The 18,512-nt window shown below is 64.9% G+C and carries 15 protein-coding genes; 12 read left to right on the top strand and 3 right to left on the bottom strand.

Annotation, left to right across the window (positions count from 1 at the left end; translation table 11 throughout):
• Positions 1–29: 29 nt before the first annotated feature.
• Entirely contained in the window at positions 30–644 is a 615-nt protein-coding gene (locus tag ABIC90_RS24535) for a CDP-alcohol phosphatidyltransferase family protein (protein ID WP_354358818.1), read from the bottom strand.
• 85 nt (positions 645–729) lie between these two features.
• On the opposite strand from ABIC90_RS24535, the gene ruvB reads away from it, so the two are divergent.
• The 3 genes from ruvB to ABIC90_RS24520 are packed head-to-tail and all read left to right on the top strand — an operon-like array spanning position 730 to position 3,139.
• The gene (gene ruvB, locus ABIC90_RS24530; protein WP_354358816.1) at positions 730–1,794 is read left to right on the top strand and encodes a Holliday junction branch migration DNA helicase RuvB; all 1,065 of its coding nucleotides are present in this window, start codon (positions 730–732) and stop codon (positions 1,792–1,794) included.
• 6 nt (positions 1,795–1,800) lie between these two features.
• Positions 1,801–2,757, top strand: a complete 957-nt coding sequence (gene dmeF / locus ABIC90_RS24525; RefSeq protein WP_354358814.1) for a CDF family Co(II)/Ni(II) efflux transporter DmeF — start codon at positions 1,801–1,803, stop codon at positions 2,755–2,757.
• Positions 2,758–2,761: 4 nt separating this feature from the next.
• Positions 2,762–3,139 (top strand): nuclear transport factor 2 family protein, encoded by a 378-nt coding sequence (locus ABIC90_RS24520; protein WP_354358812.1) that lies wholly within the window; start codon positions 2,762–2,764, stop codon positions 3,137–3,139.
• Positions 3,140–3,186: 47 nt separating this feature from the next.
• On the opposite strand, the gene ABIC90_RS24515 is transcribed toward ABIC90_RS24520, so the two are convergent.
• Positions 3,187–4,932 carry a lysoplasmalogenase family protein gene (locus ABIC90_RS24515; RefSeq protein ID WP_354358810.1) on the bottom strand — a complete coding sequence of 582 codons (1,746 nt, stop codon included), beginning with the start codon at positions 4,930–4,932 and terminating at the stop codon, positions 3,187–3,189.
• An 81-nt stretch (positions 4,933–5,013) separates the two neighbouring features.
• Here ABIC90_RS24515 and ABIC90_RS24510 point away from each other — a divergent pair, with 81 nt between their 5' ends.
• The 7 genes from ABIC90_RS24510 (at position 5,014) to icmH (ending at position 15,659) form a co-directional block, all read left to right on the top strand.
• Positions 5,014–5,883 (top strand): UDP-2,3-diacylglucosamine diphosphatase, encoded by an 870-nt coding sequence (locus tag ABIC90_RS24510; protein WP_354358808.1) that lies wholly within the window; start codon positions 5,014–5,016, stop codon positions 5,881–5,883.
• A gap of 233 nt (positions 5,884–6,116) precedes the next feature.
• Positions 6,117–8,660: a type VI secretion system Vgr family protein gene (locus ABIC90_RS24505; RefSeq protein WP_354358806.1), complete on the top strand. Its 2,544-nt coding sequence runs from the start codon at positions 6,117–6,119 to the stop codon at positions 8,658–8,660.
• Positions 8,657–9,730, top strand: coding sequence for a DUF4123 domain-containing protein (locus tag ABIC90_RS24500; RefSeq protein ID WP_354358804.1), 1,074 nt, complete (start codon positions 8,657–8,659; stop codon positions 9,728–9,730). The genes ABIC90_RS24505 and ABIC90_RS24500 overlap by 4 nt, the downstream gene beginning before the upstream one ends.
• A 3-nt stretch (positions 9,731–9,733) precedes the next feature.
• Positions 9,734–12,403, top strand: coding sequence for a T6SS effector BTH_I2691 family protein (locus ABIC90_RS24495; protein ID WP_354358803.1), 2,670 nt, complete (start codon positions 9,734–9,736; stop codon positions 12,401–12,403).
• Positions 12,404–12,413: 10 nt separating this feature from the next.
• Positions 12,414–13,550, top strand: a complete 1,137-nt coding sequence (locus ABIC90_RS24490) for a hypothetical protein (RefSeq protein ID WP_354358802.1) — start codon at positions 12,414–12,416, stop codon at positions 13,548–13,550.
• Positions 13,551–13,630: 80 nt separating this feature from the next.
• The gene (locus ABIC90_RS24485; protein ID WP_354358801.1) at positions 13,631–14,749 is read left to right on the top strand and encodes a hypothetical protein; all 1,119 of its coding nucleotides are present in this window, start codon (positions 13,631–13,633) and stop codon (positions 14,747–14,749) included.
• A gap of 139 nt (positions 14,750–14,888) precedes the next feature.
• On the top strand, positions 14,889–15,659 hold the full coding sequence (gene icmH / locus ABIC90_RS24480; RefSeq protein ID WP_354358800.1) for a type IVB secretion system protein IcmH/DotU: 771 nt from the start codon (positions 14,889–14,891) through the stop codon (positions 15,657–15,659).
• Positions 15,660–15,674: 15 nt separating this feature from the next.
• Here icmH and ABIC90_RS24475 read toward each other — a convergent pair whose 3' ends face one another.
• On the bottom strand, positions 15,675–15,932 hold the full coding sequence (locus ABIC90_RS24475; RefSeq protein WP_354358798.1) for a hypothetical protein: 258 nt from the start codon (positions 15,930–15,932) through the stop codon (positions 15,675–15,677).
• Positions 15,933–16,149: 217 nt separating this feature from the next.
• Here ABIC90_RS24475 and ABIC90_RS24470 point away from each other — a divergent pair, with 217 nt between their 5' ends.
• Together ABIC90_RS24470 and ABIC90_RS24465 are read left to right on the top strand one after the other, a co-directional pair.
• Complete coding sequence (locus ABIC90_RS24470; protein WP_354358796.1) at positions 16,150–17,334, top strand: acyl-CoA dehydrogenase family protein; 1,185 nt, start codon at positions 16,150–16,152, stop codon at positions 17,332–17,334.
• Positions 17,335–17,344: 10 nt separating this feature from the next.
• On the top strand, positions 17,345–18,493 hold the full coding sequence (locus ABIC90_RS24465; RefSeq protein ID WP_354358794.1) for an acyl-CoA dehydrogenase family protein: 1,149 nt from the start codon (positions 17,345–17,347) through the stop codon (positions 18,491–18,493).
• The last annotated feature ends 19 nt before the right edge of the window (positions 18,494–18,512 follow it).

The following is an 18,512-nucleotide window of genomic DNA, read 5'->3' as shown; positions in this document are numbered from 1 at the left end:
CCCTGTGAATCTTGTCTTGGCCTGTATGTTCAGCGGCCGGCTGCGTCGGCTTCGGCCAACGCGCGGCGGATGCGGTTGACGGTGGTCCAGGCCACCAGCGCCGCCAGCAGCGGCATCAGCCAGGCGGTCCAGCCCGGCAGGGGCCAGCCCAGCGCCACGTACAGGCCCAGCGCGCCGAACACGAAGGCCCGGTCGCTCTTGCCCAGCGGCCCGTCGTAGCGGCGCGAGGCGCCCACCGTGGGGCCCAGCGCGCCGGCGAATTCGCTCAAGCCGGCCAGCACGATCACCGTGCCGACCCAGAAGGGGCTGAACGGCGCCACCAGCGCAAAGGGCAGGTAGAGCGCGGCGTCGGAGACCACGTCGGTCAGTTCGTTGAGAAAGGCGCCCAGCTTGCTCTGCTGGTTGTGCTCGCGCGCCAGCATGCCGTCGATGGCGTTGAAGGCCATGCGCAGGAACATCCATGCGGGAATGAGCCCGAAGGCCGCGAGCGAGGGCGCCGCGAAGAAAAGCCAGAGCCCGAGCGCGACCGACACGACGCACGCTGCCAGCGTGACCTGGTTGGCCGTGACGCCCATCGCATGCAGGCGCGCCACCAGCGGCCGCAGCAGGGCCTGGAAACGCGGCTTCAGTTCGTAGATCGACACGTTCTGCCTTCCCCTCGTTCGTTATATGGCCGAAGCATTCTGCCAGTGTGCAGGTACTAAACTCCTCAGCGCACACCCCTCTCAAATGACTATTCAGACCGACGACTTCGCGCCCGCCCCCCAACGCGTGGTGTCTGCCGCCCCCGCCTCGCCCAACGAGGAGGCCATCGAACGGGCCCTGCGCCCCAAGCTGCTCGACGAATACGTCGGCCAGGCCAAGGTGCGCGAGCAGCTCGAAATCTTCATCGGCGCGGCGCGCAAGCGCAAGGAAGCGCTCGACCACGTGCTGCTGTTCGGCCCGCCCGGCCTCGGCAAGACCACGCTGTCGCACATCATCGCGGCCGAGCTGGGCGTCAACCTGCGCCAGACCTCCGGGCCGGTGCTGGAGAAGCCCAAGGACCTGGCGGCGTTGCTGACCAACCTGGAGCCCAACGATGTGCTCTTCATCGACGAAATCCACCGCCTGAGCCCGGTCGTCGAAGAAATCCTGTACCCCGCGCTGGAGGACTACCAGATCGACATCATGATCGGCGAAGGCCCCGCGGCGCGCAGCATCAAGCTCGACCTGCAGCCCTTCACCCTGGTGGGCGCTACCACCCGCGCCGGCATGCTGACCAATCCGCTGCGCGACCGTTTCGGCATCGTCGCGCGGCTGGAGTTCTACACGCCCGAAGAGCTCGCACTCATCGTGACCCGCAGCGCTCGCCTGCTCAAGGTGGAAACCGACGAAACCGGCGGCTTCGAGATCGCCCGCCGCTCGCGCGGCACGCCCCGCATCGCCAACCGCCTGCTGCGCCGCGTGCGCGACTATGCCGAGGTGAAGGGCGACGGCCGCATCACCGAAGACATCGCCCACAAGGCGCTGGCCATGCTCGACGTCGATCCGCAGGGCTTCGACCTGATGGACAGGAAGCTGCTCGAAGCCGTGATCCACCGCTTCGACGGCGGCCCGGTGGGCCTGGACAACGTCGCAGCCAGCATCGGCGAGGAGCGGGACACCATCGAGGACGTGATCGAGCCCTACCTCATCCAGCAGGGCTACCTGCAGCGCACGCCGCGCGGGCGCATCGCCACGCTGGCGGCTTACCGCCACCTGGGCGTGACGCCGCCCTCGAGCCGTTCCGACGGACAGGACCTTTTCGGAGTCTGAAGACCCATGCACACCCATGACCTGAGCGCCTGGCAGCACGACCACCAGTTCGGCGCCGGCAATGCCGCCGCCGAGCGCAGCACGCGCCTGGTGATGTGGATCACCGCCGCGATGATGGTGGTCGAAATCGGCGCCGGCTGGTGGTTCAACTCGATGGCGCTGCTGGCCGACGGCTGGCACATGAGCTCGCACGCGCTGGCCATCGGCCTGAGCGCCTTTGCCTATGCGGCCGCGCGCCGCTATGCGCGCGATCCGCGCTTTGCGTTCGGCACCTGGAAGATCGAGGTGCTCGGTGGCTTCGCGAGCGCGCTGCTGCTGCTCGGCGTGGCGGCGCTGATGGTGGTGGGCTCGCTGGAACGGCTGTGGTCGCCTTCGGCGATTCATTACCCCGAGGCGATTTCGGTGGCGGTGCTTGGGCTGGTGGTCAACCTGGTCTGCGCGCGGCTCTTGGGCGGCGCGCACCATGACCACGACCATGGGCATCACCACCACGGCCACGATCACGGTCATTCGCATGAACACGGCCATGACCTGAATCTGCGCTCCGCATACATGCACGTGGTGGCCGATGCCGCCACCTCGGTACTCGCCATCGCGGCACTGCTCGGCGGCTGGTTCTACGGCTGGGCCTGGCTGGACCCGGCGATGGGCATCGTCGGTGCGGTGCTGGTCGCCAGCTGGGCCCGGGGCTTGCTGAAGGAAACCGGCAAGGTGCTGCTCGACCGCGAGATGGATCACCCGGTCACCGAAGAGATCCGCGAAGGCGTGGAAACCACGTTGGCCGATTCGGAAACCCGTGTGGCCGACCTGCATGTCTGGCGCGTCGGCCGCGATGCCTACGCCTGTGCGCTCACGGTCGTGACGCATTCACTCACGCTCACCGCGGACGAGGTGCGCGCCTGCTTCTCGATGCACGAGGAAATCCGCCACTCGACGGTGGAAATCCAGCGCTGCGCGGACTGAGCCGATGTCCATTCCGCTTTCCGCAGAAGCCGTTGTCGAGCGCCAACTGGCCGCCTACAACGCCAGGGACCTTCAGGCATGGCTGGCCACCTATGCCGAGGACGCCCGCCAATACGAACTGGCGGGAAAGCTGCTGGCCTCCGGACACGCCGAGTTGCGTGCCCGCACCGAGCTCCGCTTTGCCGAGCCTGACCTCCATGCGCATCTGCTGCAGCGCTCTGTCATGGGGAATGTCGTGATCGACCATGAGGTGGTGACGCGCAACTTCCCCGAAGGGGTTGGCACGGTGGAGATGGTCTGCGTCTATGTGGTCCGGAATGGCCTCATCCAGACGGCATCGTTCGAGATCGGCCCGCCGACGATGGGTTTGCAACCCGCATAGAGGCGGGTTTCTTGCTCCTTCCCCCAGCGAGGGAGGGAGAAAGAAATTCAGACGGCCGGCCTGCGAACGTGCCGCACGATCAGCACCTGCGCCGCGTAGTAAGTCCCCAGCACCCACAACTGCGCCAGCGGTAGCGGCGTGACAAATCGGTTGATCGCCAACAGCGAATCGCTCAGCATGAAGAAGCAGGCACCCACCGCCACCCACGTGGCTGACGGGTCGGCTTCGCGCAGCACCGCCGCACGCCCGATGGCCTGCGCCGCCATGCACGCAATCACCACCACATAGACCCCGACAGGAATCCGCAGTGCCGGCGGCAACCCGCCCTGCCAGAGAAAGGCATACATCCCCGCGCCGATCAAGAGCGTCACCGCCAGCGCCCCGCGCCGCGGGAACATGCCCACGCCGATGCGGAACAGCGCGATGTACGCCAGGTGCGCGAGCAAGAAGCACACGAGCCCCGGCACGAAAAACTTCGCCGGTCCCATCAGCAGCACGTCGCCCGCCAGCGAGCCCACCAGCCCGGCCAGCAGCAGCCCTTCGAAGCGCGTCACCCCGCCCGATGCCATCGCGCGCCGCGCCGCGAAGACGATCGCGATCGACAGCGCCAGCGGCTTGAAGATGTGGTGCAGCCCGTCGATGCCCAGCGCCGCACTCGCCGTGGCCAGCGCGGCCGCCTCGACCAGCAGCACCTCGGTGACCGAAATGCGCCCCTGCAGCACCGCGCCGATGGCCCACAGGCTCGCGGTCAATGCCGCCAGCCAGACGGCGGCGCGCTGCAGCGGCATGCCGTCGGAAAACCAGAGAAAGAAGGCGACGCCACCCAGCATCAGCAGGAACTGCACGCCCGCGAACCACTGCACGCCGCGGCTGACCACGGGCTCGTAGCGCGTGACCTTCGCGATGTCGAACGCCGGCTTCGGAAAGCGCTCCGCCACATCAGCCGGCCGCCAGCCGGGCGGCTTGAGCCACACGCGCAGCTTGTCGGCCCAGCTGCGCGCGTGCCACGAGTCCTTGGCCAGCCCCCAGTACACCTCGGCATTCGCCCAGAGCGGGTCCCAGCTCTTGAGTTCGCCGCGCGTGCCGTAGACACAGCGCTCGTCCTCTTCGCGGAACGTGCCGAACATGCGGTCCCACACGATCAGGATGCCGCCGTAGTTCTTGTCCAGGTAGGTGTCGTTCACCGCGTGGTGCACCCGGTGGTTGGAGGGCGAGCAGAACCAGCGGTCGAACCAGCCCAGCTTGCCCACCTGCTCGGTGTGCACCCAGAACTGGTAGAGCAGGTCGACCAGCGCCACCACGCCGAACACCAGCGGCGGCACGCCGGCCAGGGCCATAGGCATATAGAAGATCCAGCCGAACAACGCCCCGCTCGATGTCTGCCGCAGCGCGGTCGACAGGTTGTAGTGCTGGCTCTGGTGATGCACCACATGCGCCGCCCACAGCACCGCCGATTCATGGCCCATGCGGTGCAGCCAGTAGTAGCAGAAGTCATAGAACACCAGCGCCAGCAGCCAGCCGTACCAGGTCGTCCAGAACTCGCGCGCCGCTTCCTGCGGAAAGAGCGCCACCGCCGAATACACGGCCGTGTAGATGCCGATGCGCAAGAGGCCGGTGAGCACCGCGCTGATCTGGCTCAGCATGCCCAGGCCGATGCTGCTGACCGCGTCGGCCAGCCGGTAGGTGTCATGCCCCGTGCCGCGGCGCGCCCGCGCGCGGCCTACCGCGAACTCGATCGCGATCAGAAGAAAGAACACGGGGGTCGCAAGAACGATGATCTGGCCAGGGCGCATCGCGCGATTGTGGCAACGCGTCACCGGGATGTCACGGGTGTGCCATCGCAGCGTCATGCGCGGGTGGGAGCCTACCCGTCCATGCAACGCGACGACGCTTTCCTTCGCGCATGGCGCGACACCGCGACCCAGGCCCCCGACCCGGAGGACGACGATCGCCAGCGTCCGCCGCTTCAGTTCCGCACGCTCTGGATCTCCGACCTGCACCTGGGCACGCCCGGCTGCCAGGCCCGCGCGCTGCTCGACTTTCTGAAGCACACCGAATGCGAGACGCTGTTCCTGGTCGGCGACATCATCGACGGCTGGCAGCTCAAGCGCCACTGGTACTGGCCGCAGGCGCACAACGACGTGATCCAGAAGCTGCTGCGCAAGGCGCGCAAGGGCACGCGCGTGATCTTCATCCCGGGCAACCACGACGAGTTCGCCCGCAAATACCTCAACCACAACTTCGGCGGCATCGACGTGGCCGACGAGTGGATCCACGAGACGGCCGACGGACGCAAGCTGTGGATCATTCACGGCGACCTGTTCGACGGCGTCATCCAATGCGCCAAGTGGCTCGCCTACGTGGGCGATTCGCTCTACGAATTCACGCTCAAGCTCAACCGCCACCTCAACTCGATGCGCGCGCGCATGGGGCTGCCGTACTGGTCGCTGTCGAAGTACCTCAAGGGCAAGGTCAAGCGCGCCGTGAGCTACGTGGGCGACTTCGAGAACGCCGTGGCCCGCGAGGCCCGCAAGCGCGGCGCACAGGGCGTGGTCTGCGGCCACATCCACCATGCGGAGATGCGCGACATCGACGGCATCCTCTACTGCAACGACGGCGATTGGGTCGAGAGCCTGACGGCGCTGGCCGAGCATGCGGACGGCACGCTGGAGATCATCGATTGGGCGCAGTACATGCCGGTGGCCTCGAAGGCGGCGCCGGCGCGGGAAGTCGTCGCGGCCTAAACGCGGCCGATCGTTCGCGGCGGCGCGGGATGTCTTGACGTTGCTGCACGCCGTGATCGAGGAATGAAGTCGGCTCGGGCCAATTGATGGAAGCTCTGGCCTTGAAGCCGTGAATTTTTCGCATTCTTGCGTCCCCCATCGCCGTGGTGGTGGTCGTTTGACTATTGTTTGCGAATGTGCGGGTTGTGTGTGCCCCAGACTTTTCGGATTGCCATCCGTCAAGTCTGTCGCTCGTGCCCCAAACTCTCTCCGTTACCAGCACCGCCATCCCCACGAGCCTGGGGCTACCCGCACTGGTGCCAGTGCGGCTCGCCGGCCGGGAAGGCGTCAACGGCCTCTTCGAATACGAACTCATCCTCAAGACCCCCGATGCGCTGAACCTCGGTGCAAGCGGCGCAGCTGATTTCAACCTTGACGGCTTCATTGGGCACGCCATGACTTGCGTGATCGGGCTCGACGGCTCTGGCGAGCTACGGGCCGGAGCCATCGGCCCCAGCACCCACGGCATGGGCGCCGGGACACGGCAAATCAGCGGCATCGTGACGGACGCCGTCATGGAAGGTGAAGCAGGCCGCCACGTCGTCTACCGCTTCATCATTCGCCCTTGGTTGCACCTGGCAACGCTCAATTGCGACTGCAAGATCTACCAGGACCAGACGGTCGTCAAAACGCTGGATCAGGTGTTGGGAAATTACTCGTTCCCAGTGGAAAAGAGGCTGTACGACACCTATCCGATTCGCGACTATTGCGTGCAATGGAACGAGAGCGACTTCGAGTTCTTCGAGCGCCTGTGCCAGGAGTACGGCATCAACTACCACTTCGAGCACGGAGATGGCGCGCATCGCCTGGTTCTGTCGGATGCGATGGCCGCCTACCGGGAATGCCCCAGCGCCGCTTACGCCAATGTCGAGTTTCATGCACCGGGCTACAAGACCGATGCCGAGTACATCCACCGCTTTGCGTCGCACAACCAACTCACCAGCGGCGCCTACGTCACCCGGGACTACGACTACACGCGCAGCAAGGCCCGGTTGATCGGCCAGAACAGCGCACCGCGCTCCACGAGCCACGCCAACGGCGAGGTGTACCAGTACCACGCAAGTGTCGGCGGCAGCCATTTCGCACAACCAGAGGCCGGAGTCACGGGCCCCAATGACCCGTCCACCGAAGCCCGAGCCTTCGCGCGCCTGCGCATGCAGCACCTGCGCACCCATGGTGCCCGCGCCCATGCCTCGGGCAACCTGCGGGGCATGGTGCCGGGCTGCACATTCCGCATGCAAAAGCATCCGCGCGAGAGTGCGAATGCCGAATACCTGATCCTGCATACGAACTTCGTGATCGAAGACGTGGGGCAGGACAGCCAGATCAAGGGTGCCGCCCCCGGTCGATCGCAGAACTGGAAGGTGAGCGTCGATTTCACGGCGCATCCGCTCCAGGAAGAGTTGCGTCCCGCGCCCACACGCGCCAAGCCCCAGACGGGTGGCCCTCAAAACGCCGTTGTCGTCGGGCCCGCCGGGCAGAGCATCTGGACCGACGAGTACGGCCGGATCAAGGTCCAGTTTCCATGGGACCGCGACGGGCAGTTCAACCAGAACAGTTCATGCAAGGTGCGCGTGAGCGCGGCATGGGCCGGCAACCAGCTTGGCGCGATGCACGTTCCGCGCATCGGCCAGGAAGTCGTCATCGAGTTCTTCGGTGGCGATCCCGATCTGCCCATTTGCACAGGTCGGGTCTACAACCAGATGAACATGCCGCCATACAAGCTGCCCGATCAGGCAGCGCTTTCGGGTTTTCGCTCGCGCGAACTCGTCGGCGGTGGCGGCAACAGCGCCGCGGGGCGCAGCAATCAACTGGTGCTGGACGACACGGCCGGGAAAATTCAGGTCCAGCTCAAGAGCGATCACCAGTCAAGCTCCTTGAGCCTGGGCGCCATCACCCGCATCGAAGACAACGCAGGGCGCAAAGACCCGCGCGGGCAAGGCTACGAACTGCGAACCGATGGCCACGGTGTCCTGCGCGCCGCCGACGGCATGCTCATCACAACTGAAGCGTGTATGGATGCCGCAGGGCATGCCAAGCTTTTGGGCGAAGCCCTTCCCCGCCTCACACTGGCGCGCGATCTGATCGAAGGCCAGTCCGATGCAGCCCGCATCAGCGAGGCCCAGACCAAAGGCGACCAGGATGCCGTTGCCAAAGCTCTCAAGAAACAGAACGACGCCATCAAGGGCAGCGGCGGCAACCCGCAAGAGGGCCAATTCCCGGAGCTCGCCGACCCCCACCTCGTGCTCGCCAGTCCGAGCGGCATCGCCGTCACCTCGGGCGGCTCCACGCACATTGCCAGTGTCGAACACACGCAGATCACCAGTTCCGCGCATACCAGCATCAACAGCGGCGGCAGCCTGATTGCGGTCGCGCTGGAAGCGTTCAAGGTCTACGCCATGCAAAACGGCATGGAGGTGATTGCGGCCCAGGCGGACATCGAGATCAAGGCCCTCAACAACTCCATCAAGATGCTTGCCAAAGACAAGATCGAACTGACCGCGGACGTCATCAACATCACTGCCAAGACCCAGCTGACCATCAATGGTGGGGGCAGCTACGGCGAATACAGCGCCGGCAACATTACCAAGGGGACGGCCGGCAAGTACACCAACCATGCGGCAATCCACGGCTATGCTCCGGCCGATTCCAAAGCGCCCGAGAAGTTGAACGGCGAAGCCTGCGGCACCAAGGAAAAGGCCGCTGACAAGGGTGGTAACTCGGTGCCGCGCCGATGATCGACGGCGTTGGGGCCGAAGGTCGAGCTGCCAATGGCGAAGAGTTGCTCAATGCGCTCATCCAGGGCTGGAACGCGTTGACCGTGCTTCCGTCCAGGGAGTCCGTAGACGCACGCAAGCGTGAGAAGGAGGCGCTCCCCCGGCGGGCCTACCTGGTATTCAACCGCTGGGATGGCAACCCACTGGCAAGAGAGCTGTGTGAACAGTTTCCGAGATGGGCGCGCGACCACATCAACGTGCCCGACAGTTACTTCGAGTATCGCGAAGAGCGTGCACCGTGCCTGCTGGAGTTGCCCGAAGAGTTGATTGTCTCCATCCCCGGACACAAGACTCGAGACCTGCGCGCATGGTTGGCGCATTGTCTGGAGGTCGCTTCCCAGCGGGCGAACGAACGCATCACCAAGCAGGACTTCTGCGGTGTGGTCATCAGCACGGAATCGGAGCAGAAGATCGCCCGGCATTGGGTTGGCCTGGGCGATCAACGACCGCCAGGCACCGAAGACAGCGTGCTGTTTCGCTACCACGACCCGCGCGTCATGCAGCGGGTCTGGCCTGCGCTGAGTCCTCTGCAGCAAAGCCGGTGGCTCGGGCCGGTCATGCAATGGTGGTCGCTCATGCAACCCTGGGGCCCGTTACGCGACAGGCCCGAGCCTGCCCAATGGTTCCGTGCCAAAGCGCCGGTGCTTCCCTGCGGAACGCAGGCGGGCGGATCGCCACGCGATCTGCTCGACGAAGCGCAGTGGTTCCTCTCGGGCATCTCGCCGGACGCCAACTCGATCTGGCGCAGCTATGCCAAGCACGACGTACCGCCAGAGGCCCAGCCCGATCCGGACAGCTTGCTGCAAATGCTGGCCGATGCCGCGCGCATGGGCCTGAAAAACATCGACCTTGAAGACTATGTCTGGATCACCTGGATGCACGCCCCCAAGGAAGGCCCGGCGCGCGCCATGGACTGGAGCCTGCCGCACCTCGCACCGACTTTGAACCGGATCGAAGACCAGCTGCGCGATAGGCCCGACGCCAGTTTTTCAATGCTTCTGAACAAGATCATTCAGCCTCAGAAAAGATAAGCCATGGCTTGCAAGAACCCCTGTGATCAATGCGTCCAGAGCGGAGTGCCGATTCTGTTCACGCGCTACGCTGCAGCCTACAGTTGCACCGAGAAAGGCGCGGCGGCGCTGGAAAAGCTCAAGCCCGGCGGCAACTTCAGGAGCCAGCCAGGCGGCGTGGCGCTCCAGACAGCCCAGTACAACGTGCGCATGCTGCGCGCGGGCTACTTGTACATCCGCATCGAAACCAACTGCCGGCGCCCCGCCTGGTTCGGCTACGCGGTGCATTCGCATGGCTACCTGACACGATTCGATGTCGATCACCCCAACGAAGCCGAGGGCCTTGCCGCGTGCAGTCCGCAGGATTGGGGGGCCAACAGAAGCCTTGTGTGGATCAAGGGTGCCAGAGATGTCACGAAGCTGAACTATCTGTTCCACCCCGACCCGGTGGACCCCGACCACTTGAACAGTGTCATCGACAAGGACCTCGACAAGTACACGCAGAGTTTCGACGTGGCCAGCTGGATCAACGGCCGAAAGGCCGCGCCCGACACCGCGGTGCCCACTCCAGACGCAGGTGGCTGGAACGTGGCCGAATTCAAGGCGCTGAAAGACGAAGTCGTTCGCAACGCGTTGGATCCCCAGTTGTACGGCCTGATGGGCGGCAATGCAGTGGAGCGCGGGTGGGGCGACCATGAAGACACCAGGACAGTGGACGCTCCCTCCTACACCGCCATGGGCGACTATGCCGGGGCATATCCGACCACGGAGACCGTCACCATCAGGCAACCCGACTACGCGGGTGCCCACGGCAAGCGCCTGCAAAACATCGCCAAACTCCTGGCCGACAACGGTGGTGCCATCGTCGCGTGCGAAGACGCCATTGGTATTGCGCAGGAACTGGGGCACCTGCAGGCCGAAGCGCAAACCATCTACAGCCACTGGCAGGCATCAAGTGCCACAGGGCATCACAAGGACGTGAGCAACGAATGGGTGTTCCAGACGGCGGTCGGGGCGCAGGGGCTGATCGCGCTTGCACAACAAGGCGCGGTCGCGCGCGTGGACCGAGGCTATGCGGAGTCGGCACGCATCCGTGCGCCGCTGCCGCGCGATCCCCAGGAAGCCGCCAAGGAAAGCGCACTTCGGGGCGCAGCGCGCGCGGCCAACCACCATCGCGAACTCGGCAACGCCCGGTCGGCCATCCAGCTCGCTTGCAACCAATGGTTCGATCAGGCTGCGGCACGCGACATCCTGCAGGAGCAAAAAATCCGGCAGGGGCAAGCGCAAGACAAAGTGGCAGCGCTGGGCCGCGATCAGAACAAATGGGTGTTCAGCAGCACGCTGCTCGCAGCCCTGGGCCGTTTCAGCAATCAGGATGGAAAGATCAACAAGCCCGGCGGCGGTGCCGCATTGAGCTTGCATCTCGCACAGTGCCTGTCGGGCCTGGAGACGCACGAAGCTGGCCGCCAGGCACTGTTGGCAATGAGTCCGTGGGGCGGCAGCCTGCTGTCGCGCGTGCTGTGCTTCAACAGCGCCACCCTTCAGGCTGCCTACAAGAACCTGGAGAACGGCAAGTTGCCTGGTCCATCGATACCCGCGCCTGATCCCGAAACCGCTATGGCCGACGCGCTGGCGACCAGTCTCAAATTGGTTGCCGGGCGCCTGGCCTTGGGCGACAAGGCACTGGGCTTCATCGACGAAGCGAACAAGGCCGATGCACCCGCAATGCTGCGCAAGGCGGCGTGGGCGGGTCATGTGTTCTCCCTGCTCTCGGTGCGCGCCGCGACTGGCATCGGCGGCTTGAAAGCATCGCAGCTGGAAGCACGCATGGTGCAGCACCTGGCCCTGGCCGGCATGAGCACCATGGGCAGCACGGTGCACAAAGCGGTGGCGCAGCTGCAAACCGACGTTGCAGAGAACGCCAAGCGCATCGCGTTGCGGGCCAAAAAGCTGGAGTCCATTGCCGACCCGGCCACCCGCGCTGGCAAGGCCGCGGCGCTAGAGCGCGCACGCGGTGCGGCCCCCGGCACGCGTACCGCGATGCTGGGTGCGCTGATGGACCTCGGCGCCGCCGTCATCAAGGGCAACCAGCTGGGCGCCAAGCTCGATGCGCGCAGTGCCTTCGACCTTGCAGGCCAGCTGCTGCAAGGCATCGGCAGCCTGTATGACTGGCGCGCCAAGGTGTATGAAGAAACCATCTTCAATGGGGTGAAGGGGTATGACGTCTACAAGTACGCGGCGCACAGGGAAGGACTGGACAGCATCAATGCGCTGCATCTCAAGAGCCTGCGGGTGACGGCATTCAAGTTTCTGGGGCCGGCGGCTATGTTTTCGGTGGTGCTGGATGGGATGGATGCGTGGAGGTCTGGTGAACGTGGGCAAAGAGGGTTGGCAACTGCGCAAGCGGCAAGCGCTTTTGGAGCCATCTTCACTGTCCTTGGCACTGGTGCCGCGATCTTCGGTGTGGGAAGCCTCGCCTGGGCGGCGGCTGCAGCGACCTTGGGCTTGGCGGGAGCCGTGCTGAGTATCGTCGGCACGATCTTCGTGCTCTTCTTGAGCGAGGACAAGTGGATCACCTGGCTGCGCGACATCCCATTAAACAAACAACGCAAGGGCAAGAAGCCGATACACGACAACTTGCGGGATACGCTGCAAGAGCTGGCTAGTGCCCAGGGCAAACTGCAACCTGCTTGAGGAAACACACATGTTCGTTCGAGAAAGCAGCTACGCGATAGCGCGAAAAAAATCCATCGAGGAGGGCCGCACTCATCTCAATCTTGAAGGTCAGAAGCAATGGCCGACCAATCGCGCAGGTGCAAGGGGGATCACGATCCCCAATGGCAGCGCCTTTGCGCAGAACGAGGCTTATCTGGAGGTGTGCAATCCGGGGTGGAGTTTGCAGTGGCGCGCTGGGATTGGGAATCCATATGTGATCTTGCCAGCGCTGCTCGTCATTTGGGGGTGGTACGGATTTGCGGTGCATCCACTACTCTTCGCAGAGATCATCTTCTTTTGGCCGACCATAGCCTATGGAGTCGATGATTGGCCTTATCTTGTATTTGGATGGCTCTTGCTATTTCCCATGGCCGCAGCCTCCGCCTTCATGATCTTCGCCTGGTTCCACTACATGGGCATGCGCACCTGCTTCTTCACTTTTGCACGAGGTCGCATCCGTTTCAACAGACTCACACGCAAGGTGTATGTGCTGCGTCCCAAGTACTGCGGAGGCAACGCGGTGTTCGAGTGGGATCGACTGGTTGCACTGTTCGAGCCCGAGGGCACGAGCGCCGGAGCCAAGCAGACCATCAAAGCCCTGGCCCTGTACCACCCTCCCTTCGACGCCGACGACCCCACGGCCAAAGGCGAAGACTGCCTGTTCGCAGGCCCCGCCGTCACCGGCCCCAGCGGCGCGGCGCACCTGTGGGAGTACATCCGACAGTACATGGAAACAGGTCCCACCATCGATCGCATTCCCGCTGACGCACCCGCCAACTTCAAAGGCATCGCGCGCTATCTGCACCCCGACTACACCACCTACTGCGGCTTGCCAAGCAGCCGCCAGTACCGGCTGGAGTGCAGGCCCGGCTTCATGGAAACCTTCTTTCACATGAGCAGCCAGATCACATGCAGCTGGCCGCGCTTTCCCAAGGAGTGGCAGAGCGACAGTGGCATGGGTGAGCCCGAAGACCGCCCCGTGCAGACGGGGGCCGTGATGACCGCACTGGTCTATCGCGCCAAGGGCCGGTTGAGCAAGGCCGACGAGGTGGAATTGATGGAACGCTACGGAACGCCCGAGGCAATCGCGAAAGCCAAGGCGCGGTCGGCCGGAGAGTCGACTTGAAGGTCACGAACTTGGCAAGCAACAAGCTCAAAGACGCGGTGTGGATGCACCCGCTGCAACGACCCGCTTGAGATCGTCCCATGTTCATTCGCGAAGAGGGCTATGCCCGCCTACACAGATCGGCCGTGGCAAAAAGTCGTGCACACATCAATCTGGATGGACAAAAGCAATGGCCGACCAATCGCTCTGGCGCGAGGGGTATCACGATTCCCAACGGCAGCGCCTACGCCCAGAACGAGGCTTATCTGGAGGTGTGCAATCCGGGGTGGAATTTGCAGTGGCGTGCAGGGATAGCAAACCTCTATGTAATCCTGCCAGGGTTGTTTATTGTTTGGATGTGGTACGGGTTTGCAGTACACCCGCTGCTTTTCCATGAGGTTATATTTTTCTTTGTTGTCGGCGATGAGGTTCCAAATATTCTTCTTTGGTTTGGATGGCTCCTGCTTTTTCCCCTGGCTTCAGCCTCCGCCTTCATGATCTTCGCCTGGTTCTACTACATGGGCATGCGCACCTGCTTCTTCACTTCCGCACGAGGCCGCATCCGTTTCAATCGACTCACACGCAAGGTGTATGTGCTGCGTCCCCAGTACTGCGGAGGAAATGCGGTGTTCGAGTGGGATCGACTGGTCGCACTGTTCGATCCCCAAAGCACCAACTACTGGGACAAGCAGGACGTTGCGATGCTGGCCCTCTACCACCCTCCCTTCGATGCCGACGACCCCACGGCCAAAGGCGAAGACTGCCTGTTCGCAGGCCCGGCCGTCACCGGCCCCAGCGGCGCTGCGCACCTGTGGGAATACATCCGCCAGTACATGGAAACAGGCCCCACCATCGATCGCATTCCGCCCGACGCACCGTCCAACTTCAAAGGCATCGCGCGTTACTTGCATCCTGACTACACCACCTACTGCGGCCTACCCAGCAGCAGCCAGTACCGGCTGGAGTGCAGGCCCGGCTTCATGGAAACCTTCTTTCACATGAGCAGTCAGATCACATGCAGCTGGCCGCGCTTTCCCAAGGAGTGGCAGAGCGACAGCGGCATGGGTGAGCCCGAAGACCGCCCTGTGCAAACGGGCGCCGTGATGACGGCGTTGGTGTACCGGGCGCAGGGCCGGTTGAGCAAGGCGGATGAAATCGAGTTCCTCACGCATTACGGCACGGCGGAGGCGCTGGCTGAAGCCCAGGCGCGTAGAGATTGAGTGATCGGTCGCGCCCCGAGCAATCAACACCATCAAAGCAAAAATCAAGAATGGATCGAGAAAATCCCGGGCACGCTCAACGCCCAGACCGCAGCGCAACGGCCGACGCTTTCCCTGCGCCAGGAGACTGAAGAATCCCATGCCTCTTCGCGAAGAGTTCACGCGCACCGCTCACGACCATTTCGAGCAACTTGCCCGGCGCCTCGCCGCAGCAGTAGCCGCTCCCAATCCCCCGCCCCGGCCTCTGTTGACGAGCCCGCAAACCCTCGCGCGCCAATCTCCGCAGCCTGACCGCCTTGTTGCCGTCCAGGCGGCCCGCGTCCCTCTGATCGAGGCCGCGCGGCCTTTGCTGCTTGCGCTTGCTCGCATGCCCCGGCAACTCGACGCCGCACAGGGCAATGCCTTGCAGGGTGATCTGGCGGATCAGGTCGGCACGTTCCAGTCCGTTTGCAGCGATGCCCGGATCCGACACGAGTACATCACCGGCGCGAGCTACACGTTGTGCAGCGCACTGGACGAAGCCGCGGGCTTGTCCGCTCGAGCGAAGGGACCGGCCGACGACGGGCACATCTGGGCGGATCGGTTGTTGGCGATCCGGTTTCACGGCGATGGCAAAGGCGGCGAGAACGTCTTCAGGATCATGGCAACCGTACTGAAGAATCCGGCCGAGCACATCGACCTGCTGGAGCTTCAACTCGTCGTCATCGCACTCGGTTTTGAAGGTATGTACCGCATGGCCTGCAACGGCAAGCGCGTACTCGATGAGATCCGTCACACCCTGTTTGAAACCGTGCGTTCGTCCCGGGGCGATGCGGTGCCCGCAATGCATTGGACTGCGATAGAACGCCTGCTGTGGACGCCTTTGCCGCCCTGCGGGCTGGCGGATGCAGCGGCAGATCTGTTTCGCTGAGCGTCGGCCGGTCCATCACCCGCCGCGCGTCGGCCCCTTCCGGGTCGCCTGGTCGAACTGCTCCCGCCACGCGTCGTAGTGCCGCAGCATGTTCTTGCTCATCCCGTCCATCCACAGCCACCAGTTCAACGCCAGGTTCTGGGCGTCGTCGTCATCATCGGGGGTGGGGGCAAGGGGCGCTACCTGCGCGGCACTGGCCGGCGGAGCGGGCAGTTCGTAGTCGCACAACCGCTCGACGCTGGCGTGCGAGAAACCGGGTGTGTTGACGTGCATGAGGCTCTCCGTGGGGCTCGGCGCATTCTTCGACGCACAGAACAAACAACTCCCGTGAAGAGATTCTGCGCGGCCGCGCGCCCGCGTCGTTCAGGACTATCCCGGATGGCCGTCCGAACTACGGAATACGGTGAATGATCGTCCGATCCGACGATGCCGCCGGCGCGCCCACCGAGCGCACACTGTGCGCTGCATTCCAACAAGACACGACCCCACCATGGCCTGGACCCTCAGCGCAGCCGAAAGCGCCTTCCGCGACGAGGTGCGCGAATTCCTCGCACGCGAGCTGACCCCCGCCCTGCGCGCCGCCGGCCGCCGCTGCTCCGGCATCTTCAGCGACTACGCCGAAGGCAACGGCTGGCACCGCATCCTTGCAACGCGCGGCTGGAGCGTGCCGCACTGGCCCGTCGAACACGGCGGCACCGGCTGGACGCCGATGCAGCACTACCTCTTTGCGAGCGAGCTGGCCGCGGCCGACGCGCCGCAGCGCGCGCCCATGGGGCCGGGCATGGTCGCGCCGGTGATCATCGCTTTCGGCACCGAGGCGCAGCAACGTGCGTGGCTGCCCGGCATCCGTTCGGGCGAGGACTACTGGTGCCAGGGCTACTCGGAGCCGCAGTCCGGTTCCGACCTGGCCTCGCTGCAATGCAAGGCCGTGCGGGACGGCGACCACTACGTGCTGAACGGCACCAAGATCTGGACCACCCACGCCCACCATGCCAACCGCATGTTCTGTCTGGTGCGCACCGCCTCGGGCGGCAAGCCGCAGCAGGGCATCAGCTTCCTGTGCTTCGATCTTCCGGCGCCGGGCGTCACCATCCGGCCGATCCTCAGCATCTCGGGCGACCACGAACTGAACCAGGTGTTCTTCGACGACGTGCGCGTGCCCGCCGACGGACTCATCGGCGAGGAAAACCAGGGCTGGACCATCGCCAAATACCTGCTGCAGCACGAACGCGGTGGTGCCTGGGCGCCGATGCTGCGCGCACGCCTTCGCCGCCTGCGCGATGCGGCTGATGCGATCTCTGACGCACAAGAAGCCGACGACATGGCGCTGCGCCTGGCCGAAGCCGAATGCGCCATCGACGCCGTGGAAGCCACCGAACTGCAATCGCTGCGCGCGCAGGCGCGCGGCGAGCCGCCCGGCATTCGTCCCTCGATGGGCAAGGTGCTCGGCTCCGAGTTGCGCCAGCGCCTGACCGAACTGGGCGTCGAAATCGTCGGCCACCACGCCGCCGTCAACCTGCCGCTGGACGACGCACTGCACGACAGCGAACTCGCCATCCCCGAAGAGGCCGTGTTCTCGATGTCTGCCTACCTCAACGACCGCGCCGCCTCCATCTACGCAGGCTCCAACGAGGTGCAGCGCAACATCATCGCCAGCCATCTGCTGGCCCGCTGAGGTTGCCGACATGAACACCCTCACCGAACAGGACGACACCCTCTCGATGCTGCGCGGCAGCCTCGCGCGCTATCTGGACGATCACCACGGCTTCGATCAGCGCCTGCACGCGCTGGCCAAGGCCGACGACGCGCCGCCGCCGTTCTGGCGGGGCCTGGCATGCGAGCTCGACCTGCTGGGCGCGGCGCTGCCCGAGTCGCACGGCGGACTGGGCCTGGGCATGGCTGCGCACCTCGCGCTGATGGAAACGCTGGGCGGAGCGCTCGCGGCCGAGCCCTACCTGTCGACCATGGTCATCGGCGCCGGCCTGCTGCAGCGCCACCCCGGTGCGCAGGCCGACGCATTGCTCGCGCAGGTCGTCGCCGGGCAGGCCGTGCTGGCCTTCGCGCACAGCGAGCCGCAAAGCCGAAACGACCGCGCCGACGTGCAGGTGCAGCTCGTGCGCGAGGGCGACGGCTTTCGCCTCGACGGCCGCAAGGCCGTGGTGCAGGCCGCGCCATGGGCCAGTCACCTGATCGTGACCGCGCGCAGCGCCCAAGGCCTTTCGCTGCTCGTGGTGCCCCAAGACACACCCGGCCTGCGTTCACGCGCCTACCCGACACGCGATGGCCAGCGCGCCGCCGACATCGCCTTCGACAATGTTCGCCTGCCCGCCGAGGCCCTGCTCGGCACCGAAGGCGGCGCGCTGCCGCAGATCGAACGGGCGCTGGACGAAGCCACGCTCGCCGTCTGCGCCGAGTCCATCGGCGTCATGCGCCGCCTGATGCGCGACACACTCGATTACGTGCGCCAGCGCAAGCAGTTCGGCGTGCCGATCGCCAGCTTCCAGGTGCTGCAGCACCGCCTGGCCGACATGCACATGGCGCTGGAGCAGGCGGCGGCGCTCACCGCCAGCGTCGGCGAAAACATCGGCACCGCCACAGACAACGAACGCGCACTCGCCGTCTCGTCCGCCAAGGTCGCCGTCTCCAAGGCCTGCAAGGCTGTGGGGCAGGGCGCGGTGCAGCTGCATGGCGGCATGGGCATGACCGAGGAACTGGCGGTCGGCCACTACTTCCGCCGCGCCACCCTCATCGAAGGTCAGTTCGGGCCGTCCGCCTGGCACCTGCGCCGCGTGGCCCGGCTGCGCGCCGCAGCCGCCACTGCCACCGCCAGGTAGGCGGGCAGCGGGGCGTGGC

Source organism: Variovorax boronicumulans (assembly GCF_040544675.1).
GTDB classification, from domain to species: Bacteria; Pseudomonadota; Gammaproteobacteria; order Burkholderiales; family Burkholderiaceae_C; genus Variovorax; species Variovorax boronicumulans_D.
This window is presented reverse-complemented; position numbering and strand designations above follow the sequence as displayed.

Excerpts from the sequence above, each read along its gene's own strand:
- ABIC90_RS24510 (WP_354358808.1), top strand. The coding sequence starts at position 5,014 with ATGCAACGCGACGACGCTTTCCTTCGCGCATGGCGCGACACCGCGACC.
- ABIC90_RS24475 (WP_354358798.1), bottom strand. The coding sequence starts at position 15,932 with ATGCACGTCAACACACCCGGTTTCTCGCACGCCAGCGTCGAGCGGTTG.
- icmH (WP_354358800.1), top strand. The coding sequence starts at position 14,889 with ATGCCTCTTCGCGAAGAGTTCACGCGCACCGCTCACGACCATTTCGAG.
- ABIC90_RS24515 (WP_354358810.1), bottom strand. The coding sequence starts at position 4,932 with ATGCGCCCTGGCCAGATCATCGTTCTTGCGACCCCCGTGTTCTTTCTT.
- ABIC90_RS24495 (WP_354358803.1), top strand. The coding sequence starts at position 9,734 with ATGGCTTGCAAGAACCCCTGTGATCAATGCGTCCAGAGCGGAGTGCCG.
- ABIC90_RS24485 (WP_354358801.1), top strand. The coding sequence starts at position 13,631 with ATGTTCATTCGCGAAGAGGGCTATGCCCGCCTACACAGATCGGCCGTG.
- ABIC90_RS24520 (WP_354358812.1), top strand. The coding sequence starts at position 2,762 with ATGTCCATTCCGCTTTCCGCAGAAGCCGTTGTCGAGCGCCAACTGGCC.
- ABIC90_RS24470 (WP_354358796.1), top strand. The coding sequence starts at position 16,150 with ATGGCCTGGACCCTCAGCGCAGCCGAAAGCGCCTTCCGCGACGAGGTG.
- ABIC90_RS24465 (WP_354358794.1), top strand. The coding sequence starts at position 17,345 with ATGAACACCCTCACCGAACAGGACGACACCCTCTCGATGCTGCGCGGC.
- ruvB (WP_354358816.1), top strand. The coding sequence starts at position 730 with ATGACTATTCAGACCGACGACTTCGCGCCCGCCCCCCAACGCGTGGTG.
- dmeF (WP_354358814.1), top strand. The coding sequence starts at position 1,801 with ATGCACACCCATGACCTGAGCGCCTGGCAGCACGACCACCAGTTCGGC.
- ABIC90_RS24490 (WP_354358802.1), top strand. The coding sequence starts at position 12,414 with ATGTTCGTTCGAGAAAGCAGCTACGCGATAGCGCGAAAAAAATCCATC.
- ABIC90_RS24500 (WP_354358804.1), top strand. The coding sequence starts at position 8,657 with ATGATCGACGGCGTTGGGGCCGAAGGTCGAGCTGCCAATGGCGAAGAG.